Source organism: Flagellimonas flava, assembly GCF_900129665.1.
GTDB lineage: Bacteria > Bacteroidota > Bacteroidia > Flavobacteriales > Flavobacteriaceae > Flagellimonas > Flagellimonas flava.
Genome location: NZ_FQWL01000003.1, coordinates 304,440 through 326,634, shown reverse-complemented (window position 1 = coordinate 326,634; position 22,195 = coordinate 304,440). Strand labels below are relative to the sequence as shown.

Below are 22,195 nucleotides of genomic sequence, written 5' to 3'. Positions count from 1 at the left end.
TGTACTTTGGCTCTACGTAGGAGCCTTGCGGTTTCACATCTTTTTTTAGGTTCGTATACCTTGTCGGAAGTAACTAGCTATCACCTATTTTACTGGAAGTTAACTCGCTAATAATCAATTGCTTTGAAACGTTAAATTAGGTCGCCGCTATAGGAGGAATCTTCTGTATTTGTAAAAATGGGTTATGGAATGAAAAACCTTTCATCGTTTATCCGATGTTTCACAACATATGATCGATGAAATACAACATATTTTCCGTTTATCGGATCCAAACGGATATGTTTGAATATTCTTACATGTGAAGAACCTCATTCTGTTGATTATGAACATACTACTAACCTCACCAAGGAAAAAGAGCATTTTTTCATTCCTTTTTTTTGTCCTTTTAGCGTTTCAGTCAAACTACGCACAGAACTGTTCAGTCAATGCAGGAATACCAGAAACCGTATGTGAAAATGTAACGGCGTACACCTTATCCGGTTCTTCATCTGGCCTGGTTCAGACAGGGCCAACGTGGTCGCAGGTAGGAGGACCATCCGTGATTATTGTGGACCCTGCAAATCTGAACACAGTAGTGAATGGATTGGTCGGAGGAAATACGTATACATTTCGGCTTAGTGGGGTATGCACCGATGGAACACCACTATTACAGGATGTGGATATTACCGTTCAACCAATAACTACTTCCAATGCAGGAACAGATATTGTATCCTGTCCTGATAATACAGGAAGTATAAGCACGAGTGCAAACACACCGCTTAATGCAGGAGAATCTGGATTGTGGAGCATAGTGGGTGCCAATAATGCAGGTGTGACCATTAACTCACCTTCTTCGCCGACTACAACGTTAACCCTAGCCGAAACAAGTGCGGGAAATACAACATTGCAATGGACCATCACCGGTCCGGAGTATGCACCCGGACAATCTTGCGAATCCAGCTCTACCATAACGGTTACGAACAATGGAGGGCAAGCCATTGTGAGCGCTGGTGGTAATCAGAGTTTGGATAATTGCTATTCAGTAACCCAATCCACCAACATGGCTGCCAGCTTTGGAGGGAACAATGTTAACGGACAAGTGGGGACATGGTCGTTTGTAAGCGGGCCAAGTACCCCTGCCATTGCTAACGTTAACAGTAACAATACGGGAGTTTCCAATCTTATTGAAGGTGTTTATACCTTTCGGTGGTCGGTGGACGGGCCTTGCGTTACCGGTGAAGATACCATGACCATCACTGTGGCTGAGGCCACACAGGATATAACCACAGCCTCAATTCAAAATGATAATATACGGTTTTGTGATGCGGGTATCACTACAGTGACCTTAGTGGGGTCCGTTCCACTCTTTACGGATGAAACAGCAACTTGGACCCAGGTAAGTGGTCCAGTGGCGGGAGTTAATATTTTAACTCCAAATTCCAGTACCACCCAAATTACCGGTTTGGATGGGTCCAGCACCTACCAATTCGCCTATACCATAGAAAATAGTACCACATTATGTACGGATGTTGCTACGGCAACCGTGCGATATTCAACGAACCCTGTTTCCATAACCGCTAATGGCGGAAGCGATATTGTTGCAACTTGTGGGGTAACGAGTGTGGATATACCGTTTACTACTACAGGAAATGGATCTAACACCTATAGTATTATTAATGGACCAAGCGGAAGTGCCCTGGTCAACCCAGCTACATCTACAAATACGGGAGGCACACCCTTAAACATTGATTTTGATGTTGAAGGAACCTATACAGTTCTTTTTACAAGATCTTTAAGTGGTTCTATCCAAACGGGTTGTGATGTTGCAACAGATGTAATTAATGTTACAGTGGCCCTTACGCCTACTGCAGCCAATGCAGGTACAGACCAGACCTTGGCTTGTAATGTTAACGCAACAGATATAACGGGAAATACAGTAACCATCGGAAATTCATTATGGTCCCAAGTAAGTGGACCGAATTCTGCTACTATTGCGACACCTTATGCACAAACAACCAATGTATCAAACCTAATTCCCGGAACCTATGTATTCCAATATGCGATTTCGGGGGGGAACTCCTGCGCTCCCTCCCAGGAGGATACCGTTGAAATCGTAGTTTCCTCTGATGCTGCTGTGGCCACCACCGCAGGTCCTGATCAAACGGTTTGTTACGGTGCACCAATTCAATTAAATGGGAATGTACCTCCTTCAACCAATTTGGAAGGTACTTGGACGGTAGATTCTGCACCGGCCGGTGCCACTATTGTTTTTGAAGATGAAAATGACCCAAATACCTTGGTGTCCGGTCTAGCCGACCCAAGTGAAACCTATGTTTTTAGATGGACCATCGCCAATCCGGGAAACCCCACTTGTCCGAATCCTGGAACAGATACAGTCACTATAAACACCAATACAACTCAGGGACCTACCCTTGCAAACGCAGGAGTCGATCAATGTTTGTCAACAGGAACTGTATCGGTATCTCTGGATGGAAATGAACCTGCTGCTGATGAAATTGGAACATGGACAGCCATTCCGGCAACAGGAATAGCCTTCGATGATCCCAATCAGTTTGATACCAATGCCACTATTTCCATAGAACAAAGTTATGTTTTGACATGGACCTTGACCAAGGTAACACCAGGCTGTCAGGTTACTACCGATGAAGTTGAAATAACCATCGGTCCTGATGCAGCAGCCAATGCAGGACCGGATCAAACTGCTTGTCAATCCGTGTTTATCATGGACGCTACGGGCTCCGTGGGAAGTGGAGGTTTTTGGACACAGATTTCCGGACCCGGGGGATATTCCATAGATGATGTGAATAGTCCCACTGCACAATTGACCTTTTTATTTTCAGGGCAATATGTTTTTGAGTGGACCGCTACCAATGGTTCCTGCTCCTCGGATACAGACCAGGTGATTTTGAACGTAGGGATACCTCCAACAACGGCCACGGTAACCAGTGCCAATGAAACCATTTGCTCTTCCACCACCATAACCTTGGATGGAAACCCTTTTAACAGCGATATTGAAAGTGGGTATTGGACCTTGTTGTCCGGTGCTCCCAATACACCGACTTTTTCAGATGTAAATGATCCAAATGCCATGATTTCGGGAATGGTTTCGGGAACCTATACTTTCCGGTGGACCATAGCTGGAGATAGCAATTGCCCTACTTCATTTGTGGATAAAACAGTAGATGTATTTGTGCCCGCAGATGCCGGTGCGGATATGGAGCTGTGCAACGTTCAGAATTTCTTACTGGAGGCTACATTTGGTTCCACGGGCACTTGGACACAGATTGCTGGCCCTGGAGTCGGTGTTACCCCGGGAACGCCGGCAACCATTACACAAAATCCGGTAGGAAGCAATGTTGCAGAAGTAAGTAATATTGTGTTGGGAAGCTTTTACATTTTTGAGTTTACAACCAACTATCCTGGAGCAACAGGATGTGGAAATACTTCAGATCAAGTAAGGGTAGAGTCCAGTGGATTACCTACCGTTTTGCCGGATGCTGGTCCCGATCAATTGTTGTGTCTGGGTGACTTGGCTATCGCAAACCAAACTACATTGGCAGGGAATACCCCTCCCGATGATGTGGATGAGGCCACTTGGAGCTTTACGGAACAACCCGCAGGTAGCACAGCGGTGATTACGGATATTCTTAATCCAACATCGACCATAACCGGACTGACCGTACCAGGAACTTATATTTTGGAATGGAATTTTGAATCTGGTTTTTGTTTTAATACTTCAGATGTGGTTCGGATAGAAGTATATGATGCCCCGTCCTCAGCAGATGCTGGTCCAGATCAAAATAATGCCTGCCAATTGGAAGCACAATTGAATGCAGTGACCCCAACTTCAGGAACAGGAACCTGGACCTTGACCATTGATCCTTCGGGTGGAGCCGCAGTAATTGACAATCCAAATTCACCAACATCAACTCTCTCTAACATTACAGCTACAGGAACCTATGAGTTAACCTGGACAGTGGCCCATAACGGGATTACCTTTGTGGACAGTCCTTCTGCATGTGACCCATCAACAGATACTGTGAATATAACCTTTCCGGCTGATGCACCTTCGACTGCTGATGCTGGTCCTGACCAAGAGTTTTGCGGGGCTACCCAAACCAATATGGTAGCTACAGCAATTGCTGTTGGAACGGGAACATGGACACAGACCGCCGGCCCTGGAGTTGGTGGTACCCCGGGAACTCCGGCCAATATTGTAACTCCAAATAGTGAGACGACATTAATTGATGCGTTGGAAGCGGGTACTTACGAATTCACATGGACCGTGGTAAACGGAGGCTGTACTTTTGATGATACCATGGAAGTGGTCAATTATGCAGACCCCATAAGCACGGATGCTGGCCCAGACCAGAGTTTGAATCAGTTTGCAACTGTGGTTTTAGCTGCGGATGCCCCCATCGCAGGTACTGGTACTTGGACTCAGGTTTCTGGACCTACTACGGTGGGCTTTGTAAATGAAAATGACCGGAACACGGAGGTTTTCGGTGCAAATTCAGGGGTTTATGTTTTTGAATGGACCGTTTCAAATGGTACTTGTACCCCTGTTTCGGATACAGTTCAAGTTTCTTTGGTTGGAATTGATTTGGAGTTGACCAAATCGGTACTTCCAACCTCGGCCAACCCTGGTGATACGGTTACATTTACTATAGATGTGTTCAACAATGATGCGGCCAGCTCTGCCGATGCCACTGGAGTCAGCGTACGGGATGTACTTCCAAACGGGTATAGCTTGGTTCCCGGAACGGTAAGCAACGGAGGAATTTATAATGTTGGCGATCTGTCCATTTCGTGGTCTGGTCTTTCTATTTTGAATGGAAACACTACCAGTCTGACCTTTGATGCAACAGTTAATGCATCTGGGAACTATTTAAATGCTGCGGAGATTACGGCCAACGATATTTTTGATTTCGATTCAACCGTAAACAACGGATTGGCCGGGGAAGATGACCAAGATACTGCGGAAGTTAGTATAAACACATCCGACTTACGCCTGAGAAAAAGAATTGCTTCTGGCTCAAGTTCCACCCCCGATGTTGGCGATACGGTTGTTTTTGAACTGACAGTTTTTAATACAGGGCCAGATACTGCAACAAACATTACCCTTGAAGATGTGGTACCTTCTGGCTATACCGTCACCACGGTAAATGATGGTGGAAACTTATCGGGAGGCGTGATTACCTGGAACATTGCTTCTTTATCAGGTGGAAATACCACCGTAACCTATGAGGTCACCGTCAACGCTCCAACAGGTGCGGTAAACGAATATCTGAATACGGCCCAGATTACGGCCGTGGATCAGCAAGATCCGGACAGTACCCCGAACAATGATGATGGTGACCAGAGTGAGGACGACGAAGCTTCGGTTTCGATTTCGGTTCCTGAAACCACCGATATTGAGTTGGAAATTTTGGTAAGTGATACCTCGCCCAATGTTGGGGATGTGGTGACCTTTACCTTAAATCTAAGCAATCTTGAAGGTGTGGATGCTACGGGAATTTCTGTGGTCAGTACAATTCCTTCAGGCTATGGGAATATTACAGCCATAGATAATGGAGGCGTTTACAGTGCTGGGGCAGGTACCATTACCTGGAGTGGTTTGGATGTGGATTTGGGAACAAATAGTACAATTTTGACTTTTCAAGCTACCGTTTTGGAACCCACCGGAGCGGCTGGGGAATATACCCATACCGCCGAGGTTACCGCGAGCGATCAATTTGACGTGGATAGCACATCCAACAACGATGACGGCGACCAAAGTGAAGATGATGAAGATAGTATAAGCATAACCGTACCAGCGGTATCTGACTTGAGTATTTCCAAAAGTGTTATCGTGGGAACCACTACACCGAATGTAGGGGATGCCATAACGTTTGAACTTATTGTTTCCAATGCCGGTCCGGATAATGCCACAGGAATCGCTATTGAAGATGTGCTTCCGACTGGTTTTACGCTTAACTCGGTTAACGGAGGAGGTTCTGCGGCTGCAAATACCGCAAGTTGGGCGGGACTTTTTGTTCCCAGCGGAGGAAATATCGCGTTGACTTATGTTGCAACGGTGAACGCACCAACAGGAGCGGTTGGAGAATATGCCAATGCCGCCCAGATTACCGCCAGCGATCAATTTGATCCTGATAGTGACCCAACCTCTGGTTTTGGGGTAGATGACTTAACGGATGCCGTGGCGGATGATGATGAAATTACCTTGACCTTGGCACCGCAACAAGCGAACGTTTCTGTGACCAAATCAGTGAGCAATGCAACGCCTAATGTGGGTGAGGAAGTAACTTTTACCATTCAGGTAGACAACGCTGGACCTTCAGCAGCAACTAATGTTTCCCTTGCCGATGCTATTCCTAACGGATATACCATTGCAGGAGGAAGTGTTTCCAATGGTGGGATTTTTAATCTTGGGGGTTCTGAAGTACTTTGGGATTTGGCCACAGTCCCATTGGCAGGAATTACACTTACCTACAATGCTACTGTAAATGCTCCAACAGGAACTGTCGGAGAATATCTCAATACGGTTGAAGTAACCGCTTCAGACCAATTTGATTCAAATAGCTCACCCAATAATGACGATGGGGATCAGAGCGAAGACGATGAAGACAATGCTAGCGTGGTTCCGCAAGCCTCGGACCTCAGCTTGGCGAAAGATATTAATGGCACATCAAGTGCAACCCCTAATGTAGGTGACACGGTTACTTTTGAATTGACTGTAACTAATGCGGGCCCAAGCACTGCAACCAATATTGTAGTTGAGGATATTGTTCCTTTAGGATACACCCTTCAGACCATCAATAATGGGGGAACCGACATAGCCGGAACCTTTTTGAGCTGGACAATTGCCAGCCTTCCGGTAGGATCCACAACCGTTTCGTATGAAGTAACGGTAAATGCCCCAACAGCAACTTCAGATGAGTACCTGAATACTGCCGAAATCGCATCTGCAGACCAATTCGATGCCGATAGTGATTCTGGAAACGATGATGGGGATCAAAGCGAGGACGATGAAGACTTTTTTATAACTACACCTCAAGTCACCGATTTGGAGATTGAGTTGTTGGCGAGTAATCCCACTCCGGATGTGGGTGATGTGGTAACCTTTACTGTTAATATTAGTAACTCCGGACCCAATCCGGGCACAGGGGTATCCATAGAAAATCTGGTGCCATCTGGATTTGGTTCGATAACGGCTATCAGTAATGGGGGTACATTTAGTTTCATTACCGATATCCTAACTTGGACCGGCTTGAATGTCCCAGTGGGAACCAATACAGTTGCATTGACTTTTAATGCAACGGTTCAAAGTCCAACCGGAACAGCTGGTGAATTTACCCATATTGCAGAGGTAACTTTAAGTGACCAATTTGATTCGGACAGTACACCAAACAATGACGATGGTGATCAAAGCGAGGATGATGAAACGGCAATCACGGTTGCACCGGAACAAGCGGATCTATCACTGACCAAGATTGTTGTAGATAATGATATCAACCCTAATGTAGGTGAAGAAATAAGTTTTGAGATAACCGTCTCAAATGCTGGACCAAATGATGCTACCAATGTGGTGGTTCAGGATGTGCTGCCATCAGGGTTTAACTATGTACTTTATAGTGCAACAGCTGGAACTTATGATGATGCCTCCGGACAATGGCAGGTGGGAACGGTTGCAAACGGAACCAATGAGACCTTAATTATTGATGTGTTGGTGAACAGCACCGGTGATTATACCAATGTGGCTCAGATTACCGCTTCGGATGGATTTGATATTGACTCTACTCCTAGCAATGGAGTAGGTGCCGAGGACGATCAGGATGAGGTGGTTATAGCTCCGGTCGCGGTGGCGGATTTATCCATTACCAAAGATGTGAGCAATACCAGCCCAGATGTGAATACCAATGTTGTTTTCACGCTTACCGTATCCAATTCCGGACCCAGTGATGCCACCAATATTGTGGTGACGGATGTATTGCCTTCGGGTTATACCTATGTCTCTGACGATGGTACTGGGGCCTATGTAAACGGAACCGGATTATGGACCGTTGGAAACCTGGTAAATGGTAGTTTATCAACCTTAAATATTACAGCAACCGTCAACCCAACTGGGGATTATAATAATGTGGCCGAGATTACTGCTGTGGATCAACCAGATAGTGATTCCACTCCAAATAATGGTCTTTTGACGGAAGATGATCAAGATGATATTGCAATCAGTCCAAATCCTTTAGTGGATATATCTGTAACCAAGACGGCAGATGACCTTACACCAAATGTGGGTGATCCAATTGTCTTTACGGTTACGGTACAGAATGATGGACCAAACGATGCTACCAACGTAGTGGTGACCGATTTCTTGGCTTCGGGTTATGCTTTTGTAAGCGCGGTGCCTTCCACAGGGGTCTATGAACCTTTGAATGGTTCTTGGACTGTGGGGAATTTGGCCAATGCGGCTTCAGAGACCTTAGTTATAACTGCTACTGTTCTGGCCAATGGAGATTATACCAATATCGCTGAATTGACCGATTTGACCGAAACGGATGTGGATTCGGTACCTGCAAACAATGACGATACCGAAGATGACCAGCAAACCATTGAACCGGTGCCGGTTTTGGTATCGGATTTGGTCTTGCGGAAATCGGTGGATATCCTTAGCCCATTGGTAGGCGAAGAGGTGATATTCAATATCAGTATCACCAACAACGGACCTAGCGATGTAACCGGGGTAGAAGTGCTGGACTTGCTGCCCTCTGGATACACCTATGTTTCCAACAATCGAACGGCCGGGGTGTATACACCTGGTACCGGAATCTGGGAATTGAACGGTGTTATTCCAAATGGTACTACGGAGACGATGAACATAGTGGCCACGGTAAACGCTGCGGGGGACTACTTTAATGTCACCGAGGTTTTCTCATCCAGCAATTTGGATCCAAATTCCACACCCAACAACAACAATGTTTTTGAAAATGATCAGGATAGCGCTGGGACAACACCTATTCCTAGTTCAGATTTAAGTTTGACCAAGACAGTGGACAATCCCATCCCGGATGTAGGATCTAATGTTACTTTCACGATTACCTTGACCAATGATGGTTTAAGCGATGCCACCGGAATTGTGGTTTCTGATGCCTTGCCTTCGGGCTACACCTATGTTTCTGATGACTCGGGAGGCACTTATGACCAGGCCAGTGGTCTTTGGAACGTGGGAGCCTTGATCTCAACCAATAGTATAGCCCTGAACGTTATTGCCCAGGTTAATCCGACAGGAAATTATAATAACGTGGCGGAAGTGATTGCTGTCATACAGGACGACCCGGATTCCGTGCCCGGAAACAATGATCCATCGGAAGATGATCAGACAGAACAATCTACAACACCAAGAAGTGTGTCGGATGTCTCTGTAACCAAAACAGCGGATAACCTAAGCCCGTCCACAGGTGATCAGATTGTTTTCACCATTACGGTAAACAATGCCGGTCCCAATGATGCTTCAGGCATCGTTATCGAGGATATGTTGGCCTCCGGATTCAGCTTTATAACTGCAAATGCTTCTATTGGCACCTACGACCAGAATACCGGATCGTGGGATGTGGGTAGCCTAACCAACGGAAATTCAGCAAGCTTACAGATTACCGCCCAGGTATTGGCCAGCGGGGATTATCGTAATACTGCGGAATTAATTGCTATGGATACATTTGATCCAGACTCAACACCAAATAACAATTTAAGTTCTGAAGATGATCAGGATACTATAGTGGTGTTGCCAAACGGCTTAGCCGACCTTGAATTGACCAAAGTGGTGGACAATGCAACGCCAAATGTTGGCGATGTGGTGGAATTTACCATAAATGTGACCAACAACGGATTTAGTGATGCCACTGGAGTTGAGATTACGGATTTACTTCCATCAGGATACAACTATCAATCGCATATCACAACAGCAGGGGTTTACAATGCAACCACGGGATTATGGAACCTGAACGGCCCGATTTTCAATTCGAGTACAGAAACCTTAGTGGTCTTGGCCACGGTAAATACACCTACAGGAGCAGCGGATGAATACCTGAATGTAGCTCAGATTACCGCAAGTGATTTAGCGGACCCTGATAGTGATCCAAACCAAGGTTTGGATGTGGATGATCTTTCGGACGGAGGAATGGACGATGATGAAGCTGTAGCGATGGTAACCCCTCAAACCACCGATATTTCCATTGTCAAAACCGTGGACAATGCTTCACCCAATATTGGCGGGCAAGTGATCTTCACAATTGTTGTAACCAATCAGGGAAGTGTAGATGCCACCAACGTCGGCATAGAGGAGCTTTTACCGTCTGGTTATCGACTTATAACGGCTCAGACTTCGGATGGAATCTACGATGAGGTTTCCGGTTTTTGGGAACTGCCAACAGTATCGGCCCTAGGCTCGGCCAATTTGCAGCTCACCGTGGAAGTACTCGATATAGATGATTACATCAACACCGCCAGTTTAGCCTTTGTAGACCAATTGGATACCAATAGTTCCAATGATTCGGACCAAGCAGAAGTATCACCTTCATGCTTGACCGTATACAACGAATTCTCACCCAATGGGGATGGTGTCAACGAATTTTTTAAGATCGATTGTATCTCAAGATACCCTAATAATGTGCTTCAGGTTTATAACCGGTGGGGCAACATTGTATATGAACAACGTTCCTATAATAACGATTGGGATGGTACTTCCAACGGAAGGGCCACCGTCCAAAAAGGAGACTTACTACCCGTGGGTACCTATTATTACGTCCTAGATTTGGGCGATGGCTCAGAACCACGAACAGATTGGTTATACATAAACAGATAGGAAAATGGACATGGGATACGATAGAAAAATACAACGAATGACAAGGCAAATCCGAATTAGCTGTTTTATGGTACTTCTAGCAGGAATGGTTTCCGTTTCCGCGCAACAGGATCCGCAGTTCACCCAATATATGTACAATACCTTGAACGTGAATCCCGCTTACGCGGGGTCTAGAGGACATCTAACAGCACTCCTGATGCACCGTTCGCAATGGGTGGGTGTTAATGGAGCTCCTACCACACAGGTGCTGGCGGTGGACGGACCAATGGGCAATAACGTTGGATTGGGTTTGGTGCTTTCACATGATGCACTAGGGCCTGCCTCCGAGGTCTTTGCCGACGCCAATTTTTCCTATACGGTCAGGTTGGATGCAGACGATAAACGACTTTCTTTCGGATTAAAGGGAGGGGGACGCATGTTCAATGTGGATTTTTCAAAAGGGCTGGTGGAAAACCCCGATGTGGCCTTTCAAAACAACATCAAAAACAAATTTCTTCCAACCATAGGTGCCGGGGTGTATTATCATACCAAGAAAAGTTATTTGGGACTTGCGGTGCCCAATTTCTTCGCTCAAGACCATTACGATGGGGAAGAACAGGAGATTGCCGCGGAACGCCTGCATTATTTCCTGATAGGTGGAAAAATTATTGACCTTACTCCGGATATTAAGTTTAAACCGGCCTTTTTTGTGAAATGGGTACCCGGAGCGCCGGTAATCGCCGACATTTCTGCGAATGCCATGCTCATGGAAACCTTTACAGCTGGTTTGGCCTACCGTTGGGATGATTCGTTCTCCGCCCTAATGGGATTGCAGATATCCCCTGACCTTAGTGTAGGCTATGCTTATGACCTTACTACCTCAGATTTAAGAAGCTATACCAGTGGTACCCATGAGGTATTCTTACGATACGAGTTCAAGACTGTGGAAAAACGACTTAAATCTCCAAGATTTTACTAAGATGAAAATATTGAAAACATACATATCCGTTTTAGCATTGTTCCTGGGAATAACAATTCAGGCCCAGTTAAAGTATAATGATGCGGACGTCAATTTTGAAAATCTACTCTACGTAAAGGCCGCAAAGCAATATGAAAGCCTGGTACAGAAAGGTGATGATTCACAACATGTGCTGCAACGTTTGGGAGATGCCTATTTTTTGAATACGGATATGGAAAACGCAGCTAAATGGTATGGGGTGCTGTTTTCCAAATACGAGAAAGTACTGAAACCCGAATACGCTTTTAGATATGTTCATGCGCTAAAAGGTGTTGGGGATTATAAATTGGCCAAGGGCATCATGAAAATCTATACCCAGAAACTGGACCTTACGGATTATCAAGTGGCCCAGTTGCAAAATAACGATGAGGCTCTGGACGAACTTTTGGCAAGGCAGCCGCAGTTTTACGTTACCAATTTGGCGATCAATACCCCGGTAGCAGATTTTGGCCCCATGTACTATAAGGACAAGATTGTTTTTTCCTCGAGCCGCGACTCGCTGAGATTTGAAACCCGGGTGTATGAATGGAACCAACAACCCTATCTGGATTTCTTTATGGCAGATACTATTGATTTGGGTTCGGATTTGGCCACGGTATCCCCCTTTTCAGAAATTTTGAATACCAGATACCACGAAGCTGTGGCCAGTTTTATGCCCGAAGGCAATGAAATCTATTTCACCAGAAATAACTACACCCAAGAATCCTTGGGAAGGGATGATGAAGGCACCAATCACCTTAAAATGTACACCGCCCAACTGCACGGTGGGGAATGGACCGAAGCCGAGGAGGTACCCTTCAATAGTGAGGATTACTCCGTTGGTCAACCGTCCCTGAGCCCAGATGGAAAGTTTTTGTTCTTTGTTTCCGACATGCCCGGTAGTATTGGCGGAACGGATATTTTTATGGTGGAAGTACTAGGTGATGGCAACTATTCACAGCCTAAAAACCTCGGTCCTACCATCAACACCAGCGGGCGGGAAATGTTTCCGTACCTGACGGAGGGAAAATTGTATTTTGCATCTGATGGACATCTGGGCCTTGGTGGTTTAGACGTGTTTGAAAGCGAAATTAGCACTACTGGATTTGGAACCCCGGTGAATTTGGGCCAACCACTGAATAGCAATCGGGATGATTTTGGGTATATCGTTAATGAGTCGACCCAAAGGGGCTATTTTTCATCAAATCGCGAAGGCGGTAAAGGAGATGATGATATCTATTCCTTCCAGCGTATGGAGGAATCTTGCGAACAGACGGTCAAGGGAAGTGTAATTCGGAAATCGAATGCCCAGCCCATGGTTAATGTGGTCGTAGAGCTTTTTGATGCCGATGGAACTTCCTTGGGCAGGACGGCAACCGACCCTTACGGAGCTTTTGCCTTTGAGACTATTCTGAACTGTGAGGTGGGATATGAAATCAAAATTAGCAAGGATGGCTTTTTACCAAACAAGACCACTTTCAGCACCACCGACATGAGGGATTTTGTGAACGATGTTCCTCTCGAGATTACCAAAGAGTTGAACAAACTTATCGTTCGGGAAAATGGAGTGCTCAAAATTAAAATCGATAATATTTACTTCGACTTGAACAAGGCTGATATAAGGCCGGATGCAGCCCAAGAATTGAACAAAATTGTGGAGGTTATGAAGGAGTACCCAAAAATGGTCATCAAGATTGAGGCCCATACCGATTCCAGGGGAAGTGATCGCTACAATGAGACCCTCTCGGACAAAAGGGCAAAATCTACGGGGAATTATATTGTTTCCCAGGGTATTGAGGCCACTCGAATAGAAAGCGCAATAGGATACGGAGAAAAACTGTTGTTGAATCAATGTAGCAACGGTGTAAAATGTAGTAATGAAGAACACGATGCAAACCGTCGTTCTGAGTTTATCATCGTAAAGTTGGATTAAACTAAAATCACCAATAAACACCAAGAAGCCTTCAACATTTGTTGAAGGTTTTTTTGTTAAAACACTTCTTCATGCAACCCTTGTATTTTTAAACTGTCTTTGGAATAGATGAATAAGGATTATTTTTAGCTGTCATTGAATAATCGGCCTAGATTTTTGGAAGCAAACGTACGTTTTACACACCAAGCATTGGTGGAACAGAGCAAAGCAGGGGATCGGAACGCCCAGTATCAGCTGTATGCCCTATACGTGGACGCCATGTTCAATGTGGCCATGCGACTGTTGACCATACGTGAGGACGCGGAGGATGTATTGCAGGAGAGCTTTGTGGAGGCTTTTAAGAAACTGGACACTTTCAGGTTCGAAAGCACCTTTGGGGCCTGGTTAAAGCGAATTGTCATCAATAGAAGCATTAATCATTTAAAAACAAAGAGATTGATGCTGGGTTCCTTGGAAAATGAAGGAGAACCTTTGGAGGAGGATGACACTGTAGAGGTAGATCAGCTGGAAATCGAGAAAATAAAAATAGGCCTTAGTCAATTGCCGGAGGGTTATAGGCAAATTATCACGCTATATCTAATAGAAGGATACGATCATGTGGAAATTGGGGAAATACTTGGAATCAGTACCTCTACTTCCAAATCGCAATATCACAGGGCCAAAAAGAAACTGATTCAAATTGTAAATGAGCTATGATGGACAATTTTGAAAAATACATAAAGGAAAACAAGGAAGCATTTAATGTCCATAAGGCGGATAAGGACAAGCTTTGGCAGGGGATTTCGGATCAATTGGATGAGAAAGAAGAGCCAAAGGTGGTTCCATTATGGAAATCAGGGAAGCTTCGGATTGCTGCCTCCCTTGCCGTTGTGATTGGATTATCCATTTTGACATTTCTAATGCTTGGTAATCCTTCAACGCAAAGTATGGAGGGTTATGCCAGTGAAGAGCTGTTCGAGATAGATTTACATTATAAAAACTTGGTCTACCAACAAGTACAGCTGGTAAAGAACCACCCAAAGCTAAGTGCGGGGGACAAGGAGGAATTTCTATCCTTTATGGATGAGTTGGATCAAGAGTATGAGCAGCTCAAACAGGAAATGCAGAATAATTTGGATAACGAACTCGTATTGGAAGCCATTGTAAACAACTATAAAAAACGCATTGAATTGATCGAGAATTTGTTGAAGCAGATCAATGCATCTAAAAATGAAACGGATTATGAAGGGTATATTTTGTAGAAACATGATGCTGGCCCTGCTGTTTGGGCTGATTACCACCTCGTTGGCCGCTCAGAGCGAACGAACCAAACAGTGGAAAAAGAGTTATGACCTGCCCGCATCGGGTACCGTCCAGATAGAGAACAAATATGGCAATGTGGCCATTAATGGTTGGGACAGGGAAGAGTTGCAGGTGGTTATTGACATCAAGGTGGTGCATCGTAAGGATGAAAACGCCAAAAAGTTGTTGGACCGGATTCAGCCGGAGGTCACCCAGGCAGGTGATTTTATCCGAATCACCTCTGAAATTGTCGACCGAAGCTCAAGCCTGTTCAGTCGGTATTTCAACAAGGCTAACCCGTTTGACTTTGATAAGTCCAATATTAAAATTGATTATGAGGTCTACATGCCTGTAAATGCGGAACTAAACATCACAAACAAATTTGGGGATGTGGTCATTGGAGCATGGAACGGAGATTTGGAAGCCAATCTGCAGCATGGTGATATCTGGATAAACGATCCAGTTTCCACGGCTAAAGTAGACATGCGTTTTGGTAAGCTCAATTTTGGGGATGTCGGATATGGAAATATAAAAATGAGCAATGGGGCCATAGATATTGAAAATGCCCAAAAATTGAAAATCATAAGCAGCGGGAGTGATATTAAACTGGATGATGTGGCCAACTTGGAACTTTACTCAAGTAAGGATGAGGTTTACCTGGAAGCTGTCGGAAGCCTTCGGGGTGATTTTAAATTCTCCAATGTGGACATAGGGAGCGTTGATTCTGAAATGTTCCTGACCCTTCGTATTGCCGAAGTGGAAATTAAAAAAGTACTTAGGTCAGATGCTGGAATTGATATCGTGCAGGAATCCTCCCAAGTCAATATAAACGTATCCGGTATGGTTTTTGATTTTAAAGCCACTTTGGAACAGGGACTGTTACGAGTACCAAAAACGTTTAGAAACATCGGTACAAACGTCACCAACCCTGGAAGAAAGGTAAGGGAAATTACGGCCGACTATGGACAGGGAACCGGAGGCGATTTTACCATAAACGGTATCAAAGGGGTAATCGTAATCACTGATTAGACGAATGGAAATAGGTTAATCTAAAAAATAGTTATAAAAATTTTTTGGCAACGTGCAACCTTTCCAGAATAATATTGTCTTTAAGGCAACAACCAAAAAACAACACTAATGATAAAAAGTAAAATTTGGCTACTTCTTCTGCTTGCAGGGGGAGCCGGCTGGGCCCAAGACCAAAATCAGGACGAGGGCGACTACATCGAATTTAATGACCGCCGTAATGTAGTGCACGGTGTCTATTTGGGCCTGGGCACATACCTGGGCGAAATTGATGGAAAAAGTACTTTTCACGGGAACTTTAAGATTGCGTATGTGGCCAACCAGCAGGTAGAGGTGGGTTTTGCAGCCGTAGGTTTCTATTCCCAACAAAATATACCCCTCAATACATTTGAAAACCTTGATTTTGCAGGAGGTTATGCGGGATTGCATGTGGAACCCATCTTATTTGGGAAATCCAAGTTGAACTTGTCCTTTCCGGTAATGCTCGGAGCTGGTGCAGTTGTTTATGTTGAGGATAATAATAGGGATGTTGATATCGATTTTGACCGCAACGATTGGGACGAAGTGTTTGTAGTGGAACCAGGTGTGAACTTACTTTTTAACCTTTCCAGGTTTGTTCAATTGGAGGCAGGAATGCGATATAGATTCTCAAGCAGAATTGATTTAGAGCCCAATCGGGTGAAAAATATCAATGGATTTTCTGCAGGATTTGGGATTAAAGTGGGGATTTTCAATATGGGTAGAAATCGATATAAAAAACACATCCGCAATGAACAATAGCAAATCAAAAAACCAACAGTCAATCACAAATGGTCTAGTGGCCAAGCATGTATTTTCAGAAAACGGATCGGTTTTCATCCGAAGCTCACAAAATTTGGAAACAGACGAATGGTCGGTCATCAATTTTTATTGGATGCCGGTATTAAGGTTGGAAAGAGAACTCCGCTAGAACAAATTATTACCTAACACCACACCATGAAAAAACTAAACAAACGTATCCCAATGCTACTGGGACTGCTTTTTGCATCCTTTTTTATGGGACACGGGCAGAATTTAAAGCAGACCGTAAAAGGTAGGGTGACTGACATTGTCACAGGAAGTCCCTTGATGGGAGCTACAATTGTACTTTTAGATTCGGAGCCCGAACTTGGAGTGATTACCGACATGCAAGGGTTTTTTACCATGGAAAACGTTCCAGTGGGCAGACAATCTTTTACCTGTAGCTTTTTGGGGTATGAAGATGCCTTGGTTTCGGAGGTCTTGGTAGGTTCTGCCAAGCAGATCAATCTGACCTTTAGGTTAACGGAATCCCTGAATCAATTGGGCGAAGTGGTGGTTTCTGCCCGTAAAGATCAAATCAAACCCAATAACAAGTTGGCAACAGTGAGCGCACGTTCATTTGGGGTGGAGGAGACCAAACGTTTCCCTGCGAGTATTAGTGACCCAGGAAGAATGGCACTTTCTTTTGCCGGGGTAACCAATTCGGATGACACTACCAATGAAATCGTGATTCGCGGGAATGCCCCTAACCAATTACTTTGGAAAATTGAGGGTGTTGAAGTGCCAGAACCCAACCACTTTTCGGAAGAGGGCTATTCCCCAGGAGCCATAAGTTTATTGAGTACCAATATGCTGGGGAATTCGGATTTCTTTACCGGGGCTTTCCCTGCGGAATATGGAAATGCCACTTCAGGTGTTTTCGATATTCGATTGCGAAACGGAAATTCCGAGAATGCAGAATACGCCTTTCAATTTGGGGTCTTGGGAACGGATTTGGCCATTGAAGGCCCGTTCTCTAAAAATTATAAAGGTTCTTATCTGGTAAATTATAGATATTCCACACTTACCATTTTAAACAATATCATCGAGGTTTCCGAAGGTTCTGTACCAACGTTCCAAGACCTTGCATTTAAGGTGAATCTGCCGTTGGGCGATAAAACAAACCTATCTGCATGGGGAATTGGTGGTGTAAGTGAGGATAACCAAGATAACCAAGAACAAGTGATACCTGATGTGTTCGAAGATGAGATTTTCGAATCCAAAACCTTTATGGGAGGGGTCAATGTTAAACATTTTTTTAACCCCAATACCTCCTTGGACGGTGCCATCTCATACTCCGGAAACCGAAGTGATTATGATTTTTCTGTGGACAACCGATTCAATGGGAATTTCTTTAGGGAGCGGGACATATTGCGTAATAGCGCTTTCAGGGTGAGTTCCAATCTCAACCAAAAATTTAATGCAAAAACCACTTTAAAAACGGGATTGATATACAGTAGATTGGCTTACGATGTGTTATCCGATGAGACACAGGGTACGAATACCGCAACTTTGGTCAATGCCGATGGCAATGGAACATTTTTGCAGTTTTTCTCCCAAGCGAAGTATCGGTTTACGGAAAAATTTTCCACCACTTTTGGCCTTCATGCCTCTTCATTTTCGGTAAACGAGGACTTTGTACTGGAGCCCAGGGGAGGATTCGAGTACCAGCTAGCTCCCAAGCATACGCTAAGCGGTGGGATTGGACTGCACTCTAGAAGAATGCCCTTGAATCAATACTTTATTGAAGTCGAGGATGGTCAAGGGAACGTTACAACTCCGAATACTACCTTGGATTTGATGCGGGCGACCCACTATGTGCTGGGGTATGATTGGCGCATTATTAAAAATGGGCATTTGAAAATTGAAGCCTACTACCAAGATCTTAGAAAAGTGGCGATTTCTGCTGATCCTTCCCGAACGGATTCGTTTTTGAACGGTCAATTTATCAGTGGTCCCATGGTGGATTCTGGTAAGGCCAGAAATTATGGTTTGGAGCTGACTTTTGAAAAATTCTTCTCCGACCAATATTACTTTTTGGTCACCAGCTCGCTTTTCGATTCGAAGTATAGGGCGGGAGATGGTAATTGGTACAACAGCCGATACAATGCCAACTACACCTTTAACGTGGTGGGAGGAAAGGAGTTTAAGGCTGGAAAAACTGGGAACAATATTTTTGGTGTCAATGCCAAATTGCTATGGAACGGAGGGAAAAGAGGTACGCCTGTGGATTTGGATTTCTTTGATCAAACAGGTCAGGTTCGCCTGGTGCAGAACCAAAGAAACACCCTTGAATTTGATGACTATTGGAGGTTGGATGCAAGTTTTTCCTATCGCATTAACAGACCCAAGGTGGCCCATGTGATTTCATTGGACATTCAGAATGTAACAGATCGGCAGAACATCGATGAGATGGTTTTCAATACCAGGACAAGAACCATGGTTCCGGAATACCAATTGGAACTTTTACCATTACTGAATTATCGCATAGAATTTTAATCAAAAAACATACATCATGAAAACAATCAAAAACACTTTGCTAGCCATAGGTATGGCCTTTTTTGCCGGTTCGTGCTCCTATGAGACCATTAGAGTATCCGATGAGATATCGACCCGTAGTTACAATTTTGATAATGTTACCGCACTAAGTGTGGCAACGGATTTTAAAGCCTACGTTAGCTTTTCTGAAAACACGGAAAGGGTAGAAATAAGGGCGAATGACAATCTTTTTGGGAAAATCAGAGTGTATCAGGAAGGAGGCAGACTTATAGTGCGACTCAAGAATAATATTCGCCTTAAAGGCAAAGAAACCTTGCAATTGTATATCACAACAAGGGAGATTAGGGATTTTAGCGCTTCTTCAGATGCCGTAATTTTCTTGGATGACCCTCTTGTGGCCGATAATGTCAGCTTGGAACTGAGCTCGGATGCCCGTTTTGAAGGGGATATAACAACGGATGACTTTGAACTTAGGGCGTCTTCGGATGCCAGCGCCGACCTATTTTTAGAGGCAGGTAGGACGTATATGAGCCTTTCATCCGGAGCGAAGATTGATGGGGAAGTACAAACTTCGGAAGCTACCCTAAAGCTAAGTTCAGACAGTGTTTTGGATATGATTGGAACCATGGACGATTTGGATGCCAGTCTTTCCTCGGATAGCCAGTTGCGGGACTATGGGTTGGAGGTTGAGGACCTTAAAATTTCCCTCACCTCAGATAGTGATGCCTATTTAACTGTTGCCAGAACTATAGATGTTACTGCAAATTCAGATGCCAGGCTGTTCTATAAGGGTGATGCAGATATCGTAAGACAGGTACTTTCCAGTGACGGAAGAGTCATTAAAAAGTAAGTTGGCCTACACGGATTTACAGATTTTATTGGAATAAGGTTTATTTTGACCAAAATTTGAATGTGATCCAGCGGCTTATAAAACATATGGGAATTGGGTTGTGCCTTATATGTTGTTGGGCTTGCCAGACAAAACAGCAGACCATGGTTCATCCTATACATAAATTGCAGGAAGAAATAACCTCATTATGCAATATTACCTATAAGTCCGTTGATGGGCGACAACTTCAGTTGGATGTATTTGTTCCATCCAAAAAACTTGGTGAGGAACCTTGGCATGAACTTTTAGAAAGGCCAACGCCCACCTTGGTGTATTATCATGGGGGAGGCTGGGTCGAGGGAGATCGCTTTTCCAGATTTTTAGAGGTTTTGCCGTATTTAGAGAAAGGTTGGGCCGTAATCAATGTTGATTACAGATTATTACAAGAAACCGACCTGTTCGGCGGAATTGAGGATTGTTTGGATGCCCTGAATTGGGTGGGCGAGCATGCTGTGGAATATAATCTTGATCCTGCTCAGGTATATGTTTCCGGGGAATCTGCCGGTGGTCATTTGGCCCTTTTAACGGGAATGATGAATCAGGAAAGTATGCGTGAACTTTTTGCCAAAAAACGAACACAAAAGGTAGCAGGAATCATTAATTGGTTTGGAATTACCGATGTGGGCAAAGCGGTGGACTTTTGGAACGACCCGGAATATACCCGGTTGATTGATCAAGGGTCAAAAGGTATTGCTGATAGCCATTATAAGCGAATCTCACCTATAAGTTATGTGACCGAAGATGTTCCTCCGATCATTAGCATTCATGGTGATGCTGATATCAATGTGGATGTGGGCCAATCGAGTGAATTACACAGGAAATTGGATCAACTTGGAGTGAAAAACCAACTGGTCATTGTACCTGGAAAAAAACATGGTGGTTTCTCTGCCGAAGAGTTGACGGATTGTTATGATCAAATATGGAAGTTTTTCAATTGACCTAGCATCAGTGATTTAGCTATTTTGGTTATCTTAAAACCACAACCAAAAAATAGACCTAATGAAAAAAACAATCATCACCCTAGTACTGGGAACCTTCCTTCTTTTTATTTGGAATGCCGTTTCATGGATGGTACTTCCTTTTCATTCGCAAACCTTGAACAGTTTGCCTGAAAACGTATTGGATGTTGAGGCGTTGAAACAGTCGGATTTAAAAAGTGGCGTGTACCACTACCCCGGATTTCCTGATAGTCAATCCCCAAAGGCTATGGCCACTATGGAGCAACTACTCCAATCACAACCGAGAATACCTTTTATGGTGGTCAAAAAAGAACCCACCTTGTTGTTTGACCCCGTTCAATTTTTTTGGAGCCTGATGATTAATCTGGTTACAGTGACCCTGGCCTATTTCCTTATTAAAAAGCTTTCACCCAAAAACCCCAAGTCCATTTTCTTGTATGCTCTGGCACTGGGCGGAATCGTTGCGCTTATTTCGGACTTGAGCCTAATGAATTGGTACTTTTTTCCGTTGGACTATACCCTAGTAAACTTAATGGACCGAATTGTTTCTTTTGGACTCTTGGGAGTTCTTTTTGGCATATACACATTTAAAAACACATCAGATGGCTAAAGAAGAAAAAATCTTGACCCTGCATCCCCAAGGCAAGTCGGGGGTGAATATCTTGAAACGACGGTACGATTTTATCAAGGATTACATCGTAAAAACGGTGAGGGAGCATGGCACTATTACCTTCGAGAAATTAGGGGACATGGCGATAGAAGAATTAACGGACCAATTCGATGGAAAGGTGCTTTGGTATATAGTAACGGTAAAATTGGATTTGGAGGCCAGGGGCATTATTGAACGCATTCCCAAAACAAGCCCGCATCAACTTCGGATGAAAAATTAAGGCAGCGATCCAGTTAAAATTTGCCTCGGCTTTGCCTATGATGGGATTTCTAAATAGCTTTA

General features: G+C 44.3%; 12 protein-coding genes. All 12 read left to right on the top strand.

Annotated features, from left to right (window positions below; translation table 11 throughout):
* Positions 1 to 322: 322 nt before the first annotated feature.
* The 12 genes from BUC10_RS11000 to BUC10_RS10940 all read left to right on the top strand — a co-directional run bounded on the left by BUC10_RS11000 (position 323) and on the right by BUC10_RS10940 (position 22,133).
* Positions 323 to 10,861 carry a PKD domain-containing protein gene (locus BUC10_RS11000; RefSeq protein WP_073180098.1) on the top strand — a complete coding sequence of 3,513 codons (10,539 nt, stop codon included), beginning with the start codon at positions 323 to 325 and terminating at the stop codon, positions 10,859 to 10,861.
* Between the two features lie 37 nt (positions 10,862 to 10,898).
* Positions 10,899 to 11,819 (top strand): PorP/SprF family type IX secretion system membrane protein, encoded by a 921-nt coding sequence (locus BUC10_RS10995; RefSeq protein ID WP_073180096.1) that lies wholly within the window; start codon positions 10,899 to 10,901, stop codon positions 11,817 to 11,819.
* Position 11,820: 1 nt separating this feature from the next.
* Positions 11,821 to 13,770 carry an OmpA family protein gene (locus BUC10_RS10990; protein ID WP_073179500.1) on the top strand — a complete coding sequence of 650 codons (1,950 nt, stop codon included), beginning with the start codon at positions 11,821 to 11,823 and terminating at the stop codon, positions 13,768 to 13,770.
* A gap of 156 nt (positions 13,771 to 13,926) precedes the next feature.
* Positions 13,927 to 14,466, top strand: coding sequence for an RNA polymerase sigma factor (locus BUC10_RS10985; RefSeq protein ID WP_165614888.1), 540 nt, complete (start codon positions 13,927 to 13,929; stop codon positions 14,464 to 14,466).
* Positions 14,463 to 15,011: a hypothetical protein gene (locus BUC10_RS10980; protein ID WP_073179498.1), complete on the top strand. Its 549-nt coding sequence runs from the start codon at positions 14,463 to 14,465 to the stop codon at positions 15,009 to 15,011. The genes BUC10_RS10985 and BUC10_RS10980 overlap by 4 nt, the downstream gene beginning before the upstream one ends.
* The gene (locus tag BUC10_RS10975; protein WP_131819068.1) at positions 14,992 to 16,080 is read left to right on the top strand and encodes a hypothetical protein; all 1,089 of its coding nucleotides are present in this window, start codon (positions 14,992 to 14,994) and stop codon (positions 16,078 to 16,080) included. The genes BUC10_RS10980 and BUC10_RS10975 overlap by 20 nt, the downstream gene beginning before the upstream one ends.
* A gap of 108 nt (positions 16,081 to 16,188) precedes the next feature.
* Positions 16,189 to 16,857, top strand: a complete 669-nt coding sequence (locus tag BUC10_RS10970; protein WP_073179494.1) for a hypothetical protein — start codon at positions 16,189 to 16,191, stop codon at positions 16,855 to 16,857.
* A gap of 195 nt (positions 16,858 to 17,052) precedes the next feature.
* Positions 17,053 to 19,395 (top strand): TonB-dependent receptor, encoded by a 2,343-nt coding sequence (locus BUC10_RS10960; protein ID WP_073179489.1) that lies wholly within the window; start codon positions 17,053 to 17,055, stop codon positions 19,393 to 19,395.
* Positions 19,396 to 19,411: 16 nt separating this feature from the next.
* Entirely contained in the window at positions 19,412 to 20,245 is an 834-nt protein-coding gene (locus BUC10_RS10955) for a GIN domain-containing protein (RefSeq protein ID WP_073179486.1), read from the top strand.
* A gap of 143 nt (positions 20,246 to 20,388) precedes the next feature.
* Complete coding sequence (locus BUC10_RS10950) at positions 20,389 to 21,222, top strand: alpha/beta hydrolase (RefSeq protein WP_165614887.1); 834 nt, start codon at positions 20,389 to 20,391, stop codon at positions 21,220 to 21,222.
* Between the two features lie 61 nt (positions 21,223 to 21,283).
* The gene (locus BUC10_RS10945; RefSeq protein WP_073179480.1) at positions 21,284 to 21,853 is read left to right on the top strand and encodes a hypothetical protein; all 570 of its coding nucleotides are present in this window, start codon (positions 21,284 to 21,286) and stop codon (positions 21,851 to 21,853) included.
* Positions 21,846 to 22,133 (top strand): DUF6958 family protein, encoded by a 288-nt coding sequence (locus BUC10_RS10940; protein ID WP_073179478.1) that lies wholly within the window; start codon positions 21,846 to 21,848, stop codon positions 22,131 to 22,133. Before BUC10_RS10945 ends, BUC10_RS10940 begins: the two co-directional genes overlap by 8 nt.
* Positions 22,134 to 22,195: the final 62 nt, after the last annotated feature.